An 11,359-nucleotide genomic window follows, 5' to 3' on the forward strand; every position below is an offset into this window, starting at 1 on the left:
CACCCGGGTCGCACCTTCCCCCTGGCTCTCGGCGAGCAGGGAGGGACCCCCATCCGGACGAAACCTTTCCGTCGTCCCCGTTCCGCAGGTGCTGGACCTGGCTCCCAGTGGCGGAGTGCCGGTACGGCACACCGTCCCATGGCCCAGCTGCGTTCGACGACTGCGCGGAGGTCTCCCGGTCTGACGTCCTGTGGTGGACCCGGCCGAACCTACCGGCCGCCGACCGTCTGCTGTCAACAGTTGCCCGGACCGCGTGGTTTTCGCGTCGCCCCAGGCCGGCGCCCGCTCTCCCAGGTGGGGCAGGCGCCTCCGGGCGCGTCCCGAGGGGGTACGCGCCCGCGTGAAGTCACTCGTTCGGCCGCCCGTACACCGTGCGACCGCCGACCACCGTCCACAGGCAGCCGGGCAGGTCCCGGCCGGGGGTCAGGTCGGGCAGGCCCGGGGTGCCGGAGCGGGGGTCGGTGGACCAGCGCTCGACCCGCTCGTCGGGAGCCTGTACGACGAGGTCGCCGGTGCGCCAGACCGCGTAGTCGGCGGGTGCGCCGGGCACCAGGACGCCCGCGTCGTCGCGGCCGATCGCCCGCCAGCCGCCGCGGGTGTGGGCGGTGAAGGCCGCGCGGGCGGAGATGCCGTGCTCGCGGGTGCGGTGGAAGACGGCGGCCCGCACGGTGCCCCACGGGTCCAGCGGGGTGACGGGGCTGTCGGAGCCGAGAGCGAGCGGGACGCCGGCCCGCAGCAGCGCGGCGTACGGGTTGAGGGTGCGGGCGCGCCCGGCGCCGAGCCGGGTGGCGTACATGCCGTCCTCGCCGCCCCAGGCCGCGTCGAAGGCGGGCTGTACGGAAGCGGTGAGGGCGAACTCGGCGAAGGCCGCGACGGTGGCCTCGGTGAGCATCTCGGCATGCTCCACGCGGTGCCGGGCGGCCCGGATCCGGCCCAGGCCGACGCGGTCGGCGGCGGCCCGTACGCCGTCGGTGACGGCGGTCAGCGCGGCGTCGCCGATGGCGTGGAACCCGGCCTGGAGGCCGGCCTCGGTGCAGGCCGCGACGTGGGCGGCGACCGCGTCGGCGTCCAGATGGGCGGTGCCGGTGTGGCCGGCGTCGGCGTACGGGGCGTGCAGGTGGGCGGTGTGCGAGCCGAGGGAGCCGTCGGCGAAGAGGTCACCGGCGGCGCCGATCGCGCCGAGGGCGCGAATCCGGTCGGCGTCCTTTGCGCTCGTGACGGTCTCGGCCCAGTAGCCGACGACGCGCGGCCCTGGCCCGTGTGCGGCGCGGGCCAGCAGGGCGGTGAGGTCGTCCTCGCTGGAGATGTCGGGCCCCGCGCACTCGTGGAGGGTGCCGATGCCCCGGGAGGCCGCGTGGGCCAGGGCCGCGGCCTGGGCGGCGTCGCGCTGGGCGGGGGTGACGGTGGCGTACGCGGCGGCCCGCACGGCGTGGTGCGCGTCGCCGGTCAGCGGCTGCTCGGCATGGAATCCGGGCAGGTCACGGATGCCGGGGACGAGGTCGAGGAGGGCGGTGGTGACGACCGCGGAGTGCACGTCGACCCGGGTCAGGTAGAGCGGGCGGCCGCCGGTGGCCGCGTCCAGCTCGGCGCGGGACGGCGGCCGGCCCTCGGGCCAGGCGGCGGCGTCCCAGCCGTGCCCCAGGAGGATCCGGTCGGCCGGGCGGGCTGCCGCGTACTCCCGTACCCGGGCCAGCGCGTCCGGGAGCGCACGGGCTGCGGACAGGTCCAGGCCGGTGAGTGCGAGGCCGGTGGCCGTCGTGTGCACGTGTGCGTCCGTGAACGCGGGGGTGACGAGCGCGCCGTCGAGGTGGACGACCTCGTCCACGCCGTCGGCGAAGGAGTCGGCGGCGCCCTCCTCGCCCACCCAGGCGATGCTGTCGCCCTCGACCACCATGGCGGTGGCGAAGGGGTCGGCGGGACTGTGGACCTCTCCACCGCGCAGCAGGACGGTACGGGGCCGGGCCGGGCCGGGGGTGCGCTCACTCATAGCGGACAGTTTGGCCCCTGCGGGCGGCGGGCCCGCGCGCGGGGTCAGGGTCTTGACGCGCGGCGCCCGCGCGCCGGAGCGCCCTGGGCCCGGCGCACGCCCGGGGCACACGCCTCGGGCGCCCCGGGCGGGTGCCGGTGCGCGCCGGACGGGTGCCCGTGCGCCCCGGCGGGCGTCAGATGCGCGGCGGCCGGGCCTCGTACGGCGTGGAGAGCACGACCGTGGTCCGGGTGGAGACCCCGGCCAGCGTGCGGATACGGGTCAGCAGGTGTTCCAGCTCCAGGGGCGTGGCCACCCGCACCTTCAGGATGTAGTTCTCGTCACCCGCGACGCTGTGACACGCCTCCAGCTCGGGCACCTCGGCCAGACGGTCGGCGATGTCGTCCGGGGCGCTGGGGTCGAAGGGTTTCACCGAGATGAACGCGGTCAACGGCAGCCCCACCGCCTCCGGGTCCACGATGGCGGCATAGCCGCGAATGACACCGCGCTGCTCCAGGCGGCGCACCCGCTGGTGCACCGCCGAAGTGGACAGGCCGGTGGCCTTGCCCAGGTCGGTGTAGCTCATCCGCCCGTCCTTGACGAGCAGATCCACGATTTGTCGGTCCAACTCCTCCACCCGATCAACCTACTGTGCTCGGGCGCGTGTGCGCACCGTACGCCGGATCGTGGACGCGCCCGCGCTGCCCGTGTGACCAACACCACACGTGTGCCCCCGTATCCTGCGGGGCTCGGCGATTATGCGCGGGGCATGAGGGGAATTGCTGGTCTTGGCCGAGCCGCCCGTCACAGGAAGCCGGCGGCCCGTACGGCCCACCCGAGGGGGATGACCATCATGCGACGTCTGAAGACCGAATCCGTGCCGCTCGGCCTCGATGCCCAGGAGGACGACGGTCCCGGCTTCGCCGGCGAGGACGATCCGTACGACTCCTTCGAGACCATGGAGATCTTCCGGGTGACCTGCCCGGACTGCGCCCAGCCGATCGCGATGCTGGCCGACGAGGACACCCTGCCCGAGCACGCGCTGTGCCCGACGCCCTGGAACCCGTTCTGCCTGTCGGTGTGCGAGGGCTCGGGGCGGCCGGTGGCCGACGCTCCCGCGGCGGACGACTCGCTGGAGGCCCAGGAGCAGGACGCCGGCGTGCTGCTGACCCTGCCGGAGGGGCTGGACTGGCGCCGGCAGCCGTTCTCGCACGTGGGCGGGCCGGGTACGCGGCCGACACGCGTGCCCCGGATGCGCCGGCCCTGAGGCCCGCGTCCGTCCGGCGGGAGCGGACGGCCGCTCCCGCGCCGTCCCGGCACCGCTTCCGGAGCGCCGCGGCACCACTGCCCGGCCTCCGTGACGGCCCTCACCAGTGCCGGTAGCGGCCCTCGATCATCGCCTCCAGTGCGGCCCGGTGCATGATCAGCGCGTCCGGGTCGGCGGGTGCGGGCATCTCCCCGAAATGGACCTGGCGGTACGCCACGCGCAGCATGACGACGGCGTGCCGCAGGGCCGCGTAGAGGATGTGGAAGTCCATGGCGCGCGGTGGGTGACCGGCGAGCCGGGCGTATCGTTCCTCCACATGGTCGCGGCGCAGCAGACCGGGCAGCCCCCGCTGACCGCCGCTCTCCGCCAGGTCCTGGAAGAACCGGTGCAGATAGATCAGCCAGCCGAGGTCGAGTTCGCGCGGGCCGGGCACGGCCATTTCCCAGTCCAGCACGGCGGCGGGCGTGAAACCGTCGTAGACGATGTTGCCGATCCGCGCGTCGCCCCAGGTCAGTACGGTCTCGTCGGCTTCTTCCGGCTCCGTCGGCCAGTGGTCGGCGAGCCAGGCGAAGCCGCGCTCGATCAGCGGGGACGGCTCCTGTCCGGCGACGACCCAGGCGTAGTACGCCCGTTGGGCCGTCACATGCCGCCGCAGTGCGCTCCCGCCGCCGGGCAGGGCGAGGAACTCCGTCTCCCCGACGGGCACCTGGTCGTGGATCCGGGCGAGGACGGAGACCGTGCCCGCTTCCAGGTCCGCGCGCTGCGCGTCGGTAGCGGCGTGCAGCCAACTCCCCTCGTACGTGTAAGGCATGACGTCCGGCGGTACGCGGCCCTCGGCGCGCTCCATCACGAAGAACGGCGCGCCGAGCGGCCCCGGGTCCTCCTCCAGCCACAGGGTGCGCGGCACGGGCACGTCGGTGTGCTCGGCCACCAGGCGCAGCGTGCGGTACTGGCGGGCCATGTCATAGGTGGGGAATACCGTGTAAGCGGCAGGGTCGGCGGCCAGGCGCAAGGCGCAGGAGCGGACGGGCGGACGGGGGTGGTCGATGTCGAAGAGCAGGGTCTCGCTGGACATGCCGTTGGAGGCGGGGACGGTCGCGGAGACCGCGCGGGCACCGGGCAGGCGGGTGGCCAGCCACGCCGACAGCCGTCGGGTCAGCTCGACCGGGTCGCGGGTGGTGGTGCGGGGCCGGGACGCACCGCTCATGACCGCCCCTCCGGGGAGGCCGGCGCCTCCGGACGGTCCGGTGCCGCCTCGGGCGGTGCCCCGGCGGCCGCCGCCACGTCGGCGTGTCCCCTGAACCCGCTGGGATCGTGGCGGCCGAAGCTGCCGTGTTCGAAGATCCCGTACCCGGTACGGCCGTCGAGCGTGAAGCGGGCCGCGTGATCGGTGACCCCGTGGGCCGCCCGCGGATGGGCGGCGGGGTCGGCGAGGTCGTAGGTGCGGCGGTCGGTCCAGCCGCGTCCGCGCCAGGTACCGTGCTGCCAGTCGTCGGCGGGCGGATAACCCGCGCCGACGGCCAGGGGCGACGAGGTGAGGATCTCGGCGGCGAGTTCGAGCGGCTTGCGGGACGGGTCGGTGAGGTGCAGCACGGCGCGCTCGGGGTGGCGGGTGCCCGGCCGGTAGGTGATGTCGGCGTGCGGCCAGCCGAGTTGGACGTCGTGGGTGCCGTTGCGCACGAGCAGGGCCTCATTGAGCGTACGGTGCCCGTCGGCGTCCTCCTGGACGACGACCATCACGAACCGGTCGTCGAAGCGGACCGGGCACCAGATCCAGTGGAAGCCCTCCGGCCGCGCCTCCTCGGCGGCCCGCCCGCCGTCCTCGCCGGGTATCGGCCGCACGCCCCAGCTGCGGTCCCGGGTGCCGGTCCACTCCCCCGCCGTGACGGTCAGTTGCTCGCCGCCGGCGCGGATGGTGCCGGTGCAGGTGCCCGCCTGGACGAACCGGCGGCCTTCGAGGACGAGCCGTCCGCCGCGGTACTGGGTGTGGTGCGGTTCCCAGACGGCGGGGAAGGCGGCGTGCCACACGAGATCGCAGGAGAGCCCGCCGGGGACGGCCGGGTCGGCGGCGCAGTGCAGCCGGAGCCGTTCGAGGGGCCGGTCGACGGTGATCGTCAGCGGTCCGACGGTGAGGGCCAGGCGGTCGTCGGTGAGCGCGTCGGAGGCCCGTACGGCGTGCAGACGGTCATCGAGCCGCAAGGTGGCGTAGGCGTCGATGACACCGGTGTTGGGGTAGACGCCGAGGCCGGCGACGAGCAGTGCGCGGCCGGTGTGGTCCATGACGTGGAAGATGCAGCGGTCGTAGGCGTTGCGGTCACCGGTGGCGACGTACCGCATGGACAGCGGCACTTGGTGGACCGGGTATTCGTCGAGCGCGATCGGCCGGTCGGTCACGGGACACCTCCTGGACGCGCGGGCGGGCGCGGTCCGGTGGCCTCCGGGGCGCGCGGTTCCGTCTCGGCGGCGACCGTTTCCGCGGCAGGAATTGACGGTACGTCAGGAGTAGGCGCGGGACCATAGCCGTGCCCTCGCCCGGACGAGGAGCCCAGGGCCAAAGCGGCGCCGCGCCACGGCACCGCCCTCCCCCGGCTGCCGGCGGACACGGAGCCGCCCGCTGCGCTGTACGACGGACACACCGCCGTACAGTGGGAGGCGTAAGCCATCGCGGACACCGGCGACATAACGGTGACGGAACGAGGGGGCACCATGACGACGGCCGGCGCCGCACAGGACCCGAGCAGCCTGCACTGCCTGCGCTGTGGCCTGGAGGTGAGAGGTTTCACCGGCTGCCCCCGGTGCGCGGCGGAGGACATCGGGGTCAACGCGATGCCGCCGCTGGCCGACCTGGCGGGCCTGGAGCTGTCCTCGTACCCGGGCGGCCCGTGGGGCTGGCCGGAAACCCTGCCGGTCAGCGGCCCGCCGGTGACGCTCGGCGAGGGCGACACCCCCACCATACGGCTGCGCACCGACCCGGCCGCGCTCGGCGACGGGCTCGCGCCGGAGTGCGGCAGCGAGTTGTGGGTCAAGTACGAGGGCGGCAACCCGACCGGCTCGCACAAGGACCGGGCGATGGCGGTGGGCGTGGCCGCCGCGCTGGAGACCGGTGCCGACACCGTCGTCGCCGCGTCGTCCGGCAACGCGGGCGCGGCGGCGGCCGCCTACGCGGGCCGGGCCGGGCTGCGGTGCGTGGTCTTCACCGACGAGGGCGTACCGCCCGCGCTGGCCGCGCAGATGGACCTGCTGGGTGCCGAGCAGGTGCCGTGCGAAGGCGGTTTCCTGGCCCGCAACGCCGCGATGGCGCGGGCCGTCGAGGAGCACGGCTGGTATCCGCTCACGAGTTTCTCCGCGCCCTCCCCCGGCGGCAATCCGTACGCCGACGAGGGCTACAAGTCGGTGGCGTACGAGCTGGCGCGCGACTTCGCCGGGCGGCGGATCGGCGCGGTCGTCGTACCGACCTGCCGGGCCGACCTGCTGTCCGGGATCGAGCGCGGCTTCCGGGAGCTGTCCGCGGCCGGCCTGGTGTCCGCGGTGCCGCGGATGGTGGCCGCCGAGCCCGCCGGCGCGGCGCCCTTCACCGCCGCCCTGCGCCACGCCGACCGCGCGGCCCAGGAGCGTACGCGTGTGGAGAGCCACCCCACCGCCGCCTTCTCGCTCGGCGAGGAACGCCCGTGCTGGCAGGGACTGGACGCGCTGTGGCGATCCGGCGGCACGGCCGTCGCCGTGGCCGAGAAGGAGTTCGTGGCCGAACAGCGGCGCCTCGCCGAGCAGGGCCTGCTGCTGGAGACGTCCTCCGCCGTGGCGGTCTCCGTCGCCCGCCGGATGCTGCGCGAGCTGCCGGAACTGGTGGTGGCGATCGGCACGGCGACGGGCATGAAGGAGCTGGGGTCCGGCCCGGCGGGCGGGTGACGGCACCGCGGGGCTCATCGCCCCCCGCGGCGGGCGGCTCTCCGACCGTCCGCCGCCGCCCCGACCCGCCATTTCCTACGGAGCCGCCGTACGGATTCCCTCCCCTGCCCTCAGCGGGACTCGGGCCCCGCCAGGTGCCGCGCGACGACCATGCGCTGGATCTGGTTGGTGCCCTCGACGATCTGGAGCACCTTGGCCTCGCGCATGTAGCGCTCGGCCGGGAAGTCGAGCGTGTAGCCGTACCCGCCGAGCAGCTGGACGGCGTCCGTCGTGACGCGCATCGCGGCATCCGTGCAGAACAGCTTGGCCATCGCCGCTTCCTTCGAGAACGGCAGGCCGGCGTCCTTGCGGCGGGCGGCGGCCAGATAGAGCGAGCGGCCGGCCTCGATCTGGGTGGCCATGTCGGCGATCATGAAGCGCAGGCCCTGGAAGTCGGCGATCGGACGGCCGAACTGCTGCCGGGATGCGGCGTACTCCAGCGCCTCGTCCAGCGCGGCCTGGGCGACGCCGATCGCGCAGGCGGCGATCCCGAGGCGACCGGAGTCCAGGGCGGACAGGGCGATGGTGAAGCCCTGGCCCTCGTCCCCGATACGGCGCGCGTCGGGAACCCGTACGCCGTCGAAGTGCAACTGGGCCGTGGGCGAGCCCTTCATGCCCATCTTGCGCTCGGGCGCGGCGGCGGTCAGCCCTTCCGCGTCACCGGGCACCAGGAAGGCCGTGATGCCGCGGGCGCCCTTGTCGCCGGTCCGCGCCAGCACGGTGTAGAAGTCGGCGACACCGCCGTGGGTGATCCACGCCTTGGTGCCGTCCAGGGTCCAGGTGTCCCCGTCCCGTACCGCCCGGGTGGTCAGGGAGGCGGCGTCGGAGCCGGACGCGGGCTCGGAGAGGCAGTAGGCGCCGAGCAGACCGCCGCCGAGCATGGCGGGCAGGTGGGCGGCGCGCTGTTCCTTCGTGCCGAACTCGGCGAGCGCGTGGCAGGCGAGGGTGTGCACGCTGACGCCGAGCCCCACGGTCAGCCGTGCGGCCGCCAGCTCCTCCAGGACCTGGAGGTACACCTCGTAGGGCTGGTCTCCGCCGCCGAACTCCTCCGCGTACGGGAGGGAGAGCAGACCGGACTCGGAGAGCAGGGCGAAGGTCTCCCGGGGGAACCGTGCCGCTTCCTCCTGCTCGGCGGCGACCGGCTTGATCTCACGGTCGAGGAGATCCCGCACCAGTGCCAGCAGATCGCGGGCCTCCTCCGTGGGCAGCCTGCGGTCCACCGGCCGGGGGCCGTACTCGGTCATGGCGGCGCTCTCCTCCCTGTCGGGCGCTGCGACGGCGCCCGCGAGGGTGAGGCGGCGCCGCCGGTCATTCGCACAGTGCTCAGCAGATGATCCCCCACCGGGTCGCGGAGGGCGGTGACCTGCAGCTGTGGCGCTGTGAGTATGCCCGATCGACAGCTTCACGTCACTGGTTGATCGAGATCTTGTTCCGCTCGGCCGGAACTTCGTCAGCCCCGGAACCGGCGGCCCTTCACCGCCATCAGACCCGGCCGAAACTCGACCCCGCCACCTTCCCCGCCGCCTACGCCACCCCACACGCCCTCCCTTACGCCCTCCCGTCACTCCCCCCGTCCCCTATACGCCCTCCCGTCACTCCCCCGCCCCCTCCCGGCCGCCGGGGGCTGTACGCACGCGCCACGAAATTGGTCCAAACCATTGACCACACTGGTCTAGTCCTTCTACGTTCTCCCCCGCAACACTCAACGCGTTCATGCCAATTCGGAACGCGTGTCCGTCCCGCACCGCCCTCGCCCCCCTCCGAGGAGACGACATGCCCAGACCCATCCGTACGCGATCACCTCGTCGACTGATCGCCGCCACCACCGCGCTGTGTACGGCCGCCCTGGCCGGCACCCTCTTCGCCGGCACGGCCGCCGCCGACCCCACCGGCAGCGCCGCCCCCGCGACCGCGCCGACCGCACCCGCCGCCACCCGGGCAGCCGGCGACAAGGTCGTCGGCTACTTCACCAACTGGGGCGTCTACGACCGCAATTACCACGTCAAGAACATCCAGACGTCCGGTTCCGCCGACAAACTGACCCACATCAACTACGCCTTCGGCAACGTCCAGGGCGGCAAGTGCACCATCGGCGACGCGTACGCCGACTACGACAAGGCGTACACCGCGGACCAGAGCGTCGACGGCAAGGCCGACACCTGGGACGCGGGCGCACTGCGCGGCAACTTCAACCAGCTGCGCAAGCTCAAGAAACTGCACCCGAACCTCAAGGTGATCTGGTCCTTCGGCGGCTGGACCTGGTCCGGCGGCTTCGCCCAGGCCGCCAAGAACCCCAACGCGTTCGCGCAGTCCTGCCTGGACCTCGTCCAGGACAAGCGCTGGGCCGATGTCTTCGACGGCATCGACATCGACTGGGAGTACCCGAACGCCTGCGGCCTGACCTGCGACACCAGCGGCCGGGAAGCGTTCACCAACCTCGCCAAGGCGCTGCGCTCCAAGTTCGGCAGCAAGCTGGTGACGGCGGCCATCAGCGCCGACGCCTCGGCCGGCGGCAAGCTGGACGCCGCCGACTACAAGGGCGCCGCGCAGTACCTCGACTGGTACAACCCCATGACGTACGACTACTTCGGCGCCTGGGACGCGAAGGGACCGACGGCCCCGCACTCGCCGCTGACCCCGTACAACGGCATCCCGAAGGCCGGTTTCAACACCACCGACACCATCAAGAAGCTCAAGACCCTGGGCGTCCCCGCCAACAAGCTCCTGCTGGGCCTCGGCTTCTACGGACGCGGCTGGCAGGGCGTGACACAGGACGCGCCGGGCGGCACGGCGACCGGCGCGGCACCGGGCAAGTACGAGGCCGGCATCGAGGACTACAAGCTCCTCAAGACCCGCTGCCCGGCAACCGGCAAGGTCGGCGGCACGGCCTACGCCAAGTGCGGCAGCCAGTGGTGGAGCTACGACACCCCGGAAACCATCGGCACCAAGATGGCTTACAAGAACCAGCAGGGCCTGGGCGGCACGTTCTTCTGGGAACTGAGCGGCGACACGGCGAACGGTGAACTGATCAAGTCCATCAAGTAGCCACCCAAGCAGCGCCTCCGGACTGGGCGCGCCCCCTCGCCAGACGCAAGGTCAGGGAATGCCGTAGCGACAGTCTCCGCACAATGGCGCTGAAGCCGGGCCCGTTCTCCACGGGCCCGGCCTCGCCATCTCCATCAACTCCCCTTACCAACGCAGACTCCCCTGTACCGCCCACCCCAGGTCGACCAAGCCACGTCATCGAACTGATCCCGCCCCCACGGGAATACAGAGCCCGACGCTCCGGAAGCGCGTTAGGGTACCGCCGGAACCACACCCTCGGCCGCCGCAGAAACGGCCCCACCGAGGGTTAGGGTACCGCCGGAACCACACCCTCGGCCGCCGCAGAAACGGCCCCACCGAGGCCCAGCCCCCTGAGACACGCCACCCTCCCCTCCCCACCTCAAGACCCACCTCCCGCTCACACCCCGAACGGAGCAGCCCGTCAATGCCTCCACATATGCCGGTTATGCCGAATTCCGTGAAAGTAAGTAAAATCCACAGCACCGCCTGCTGAAGCCGCTGGTCAGGGCCTGTGGTCCCCGCGGGTGCGGGGGTGGTCCCGCCTTGTCGCTGCCCTTCTTCGCCTTCTTCCAGTGGTCCCTGCGCGTGCCGGTCCACCCCCAGCGGCATTGCCAACCGGATCGGGGGGCCCTCGCGGTCCCCCGCACGAAACCGTTCCACCCCAGAACGCTATCCCCGTCGATACTTTCGGGAGCGGCCGCGAAGAGCTTAACGAGCCGGGGCAACGAGGCCGTTCGGTTCTGTCTGTGCGCGTCAGTTGAAGATGACCGACCGCAGCTTGAGGCGTTCTGAGGCGCCGCCGGTGCGTGGCCGCAGGCGGAAGGAGTCGCCCTGGCAGTCGGTGCCGGTGAAGACGGTCGCCCAGGCATCGGTGCGGTTCTTCGGCGAGTGGCCGGGCTCCGGGTTCTCCTGGCCGACGCCGTGGAGGTTGATGCAGCGACCACTGGGCGGGTTGTTGAGGAAGCCGCTGGCCTCGTCCCCCTCGACAGTCACGTAGGAGAAACGGAACTGTCCTGTAGCCGCGGAAGCCGAACCAGGAGTGGCGGCCAGGAGCACGGCGGCACCGAGGGCGGCGGTGATGGCGGAGCGAAGACGCATCTGCGGGTCTTTCTGCA

Annotated in this window: 9 protein-coding genes; 3 read left to right on the forward strand and 6 right to left on the reverse strand. The window is 72.8% G+C overall.

Annotation, left to right across the window (positions count from 1 at the left end; all coding sequences use genetic code 11):
• Positions 1 to 346: 346 nt before the first annotated feature.
• A complete protein-coding gene (locus AB0A97_RS24745) occupies positions 347 to 1,987 on the reverse strand; it encodes an amidohydrolase (protein WP_361153763.1) in 1,641 nt (546 codons plus the stop codon).
• Between the two features lie 175 nt (positions 1,988 to 2,162).
• Positions 2,163 to 2,603, reverse strand: coding sequence for an Lrp/AsnC family transcriptional regulator (locus AB0A97_RS24750; RefSeq protein ID WP_026170119.1), 441 nt, complete (start codon positions 2,601 to 2,603; stop codon positions 2,163 to 2,165).
• Positions 2,604 to 2,810: 207 nt separating this feature from the next.
• Here AB0A97_RS24750 and AB0A97_RS24755 point away from each other — a divergent pair, with 207 nt between their 5' ends.
• Complete coding sequence (locus AB0A97_RS24755; protein ID WP_361153765.1) at positions 2,811 to 3,233, forward strand: hypothetical protein; 423 nt, start codon at positions 2,811 to 2,813, stop codon at positions 3,231 to 3,233.
• Positions 3,234 to 3,333: 100 nt separating this feature from the next.
• On the opposite strand, the gene AB0A97_RS24760 is transcribed toward AB0A97_RS24755, so the two are convergent.
• Positions 3,334 to 4,440 carry a phosphotransferase family protein gene (locus tag AB0A97_RS24760; RefSeq protein WP_361153767.1) on the reverse strand — a complete coding sequence of 369 codons (1,107 nt, stop codon included), beginning with the start codon at positions 4,438 to 4,440 and terminating at the stop codon, positions 3,334 to 3,336.
• Positions 4,437 to 5,627 carry a hypothetical protein gene (locus AB0A97_RS24765; protein WP_361153769.1) on the reverse strand — a complete coding sequence of 397 codons (1,191 nt, stop codon included), beginning with the start codon at positions 5,625 to 5,627 and terminating at the stop codon, positions 4,437 to 4,439. Before AB0A97_RS24765 ends, AB0A97_RS24760 begins: the two co-directional genes overlap by 4 nt.
• Positions 5,628 to 5,939: 312 nt before the next feature.
• Here AB0A97_RS24765 and AB0A97_RS24770 point away from each other — a divergent pair, with 312 nt between their 5' ends.
• The gene (locus AB0A97_RS24770) at positions 5,940 to 7,139 is read left to right on the forward strand and encodes a pyridoxal-phosphate dependent enzyme (protein ID WP_361153770.1); all 1,200 of its coding nucleotides are present in this window, start codon (positions 5,940 to 5,942) and stop codon (positions 7,137 to 7,139) included.
• A gap of 110 nt (positions 7,140 to 7,249) precedes the next feature.
• Here AB0A97_RS24770 and AB0A97_RS24775 read toward each other — a convergent pair whose 3' ends face one another.
• On the reverse strand, positions 7,250 to 8,422 hold the full coding sequence (locus AB0A97_RS24775) for an acyl-CoA dehydrogenase family protein (protein ID WP_361153772.1): 1,173 nt from the start codon (positions 8,420 to 8,422) through the stop codon (positions 7,250 to 7,252).
• Positions 8,423 to 8,951: 529 nt separating this feature from the next.
• On the opposite strand from AB0A97_RS24775, the gene AB0A97_RS24780 reads away from it, so the two are divergent.
• Positions 8,952 to 10,223, forward strand: a complete 1,272-nt coding sequence (locus AB0A97_RS24780; RefSeq protein ID WP_361153775.1) for a glycoside hydrolase family 18 protein — start codon at positions 8,952 to 8,954, stop codon at positions 10,221 to 10,223.
• Positions 10,224 to 10,997: 774 nt separating this feature from the next.
• Here the strand turns inward: AB0A97_RS24780 and AB0A97_RS24785 are convergent.
• Positions 10,998 to 11,342 (reverse strand): hypothetical protein, encoded by a 345-nt coding sequence (locus tag AB0A97_RS24785; protein WP_361153777.1) that lies wholly within the window; start codon positions 11,340 to 11,342, stop codon positions 10,998 to 11,000.
• Positions 11,343 to 11,359 lie beyond the last annotated feature (17 nt).

The organism is Streptomyces sp. NPDC045470 (assembly GCF_040646595.1).
In the GTDB taxonomy this organism is placed as follows: domain Bacteria; phylum Actinomycetota; class Actinomycetes; order Streptomycetales; family Streptomycetaceae; genus Streptomyces.

Excerpts from the sequence above, each read along its gene's own strand:
- AB0A97_RS24780 (WP_361153775.1), top strand. The coding sequence starts at position 8,952 with ATGCCCAGACCCATCCGTACGCGATCACCTCGTCGACTGATCGCCGCC.
- AB0A97_RS24775 (WP_361153772.1), bottom strand. The coding sequence starts at position 8,422 with ATGACCGAGTACGGCCCCCGGCCGGTGGACCGCAGGCTGCCCACGGAG.
- AB0A97_RS24770 (WP_361153770.1), top strand. The coding sequence starts at position 5,940 with ATGACGACGGCCGGCGCCGCACAGGACCCGAGCAGCCTGCACTGCCTG.
- AB0A97_RS24760 (WP_361153767.1), bottom strand. The coding sequence starts at position 4,440 with ATGAGCGGTGCGTCCCGGCCCCGCACCACCACCCGCGACCCGGTCGAG.
- AB0A97_RS24785 (WP_361153777.1), bottom strand. The coding sequence starts at position 11,342 with ATGCGTCTTCGCTCCGCCATCACCGCCGCCCTCGGTGCCGCCGTGCTC.
- AB0A97_RS24745 (WP_361153763.1), bottom strand. The coding sequence starts at position 1,987 with ATGAGTGAGCGCACCCCCGGCCCGGCCCGGCCCCGTACCGTCCTGCTG.
- AB0A97_RS24755 (WP_361153765.1), top strand. The coding sequence starts at position 2,811 with ATGACCATCATGCGACGTCTGAAGACCGAATCCGTGCCGCTCGGCCTC.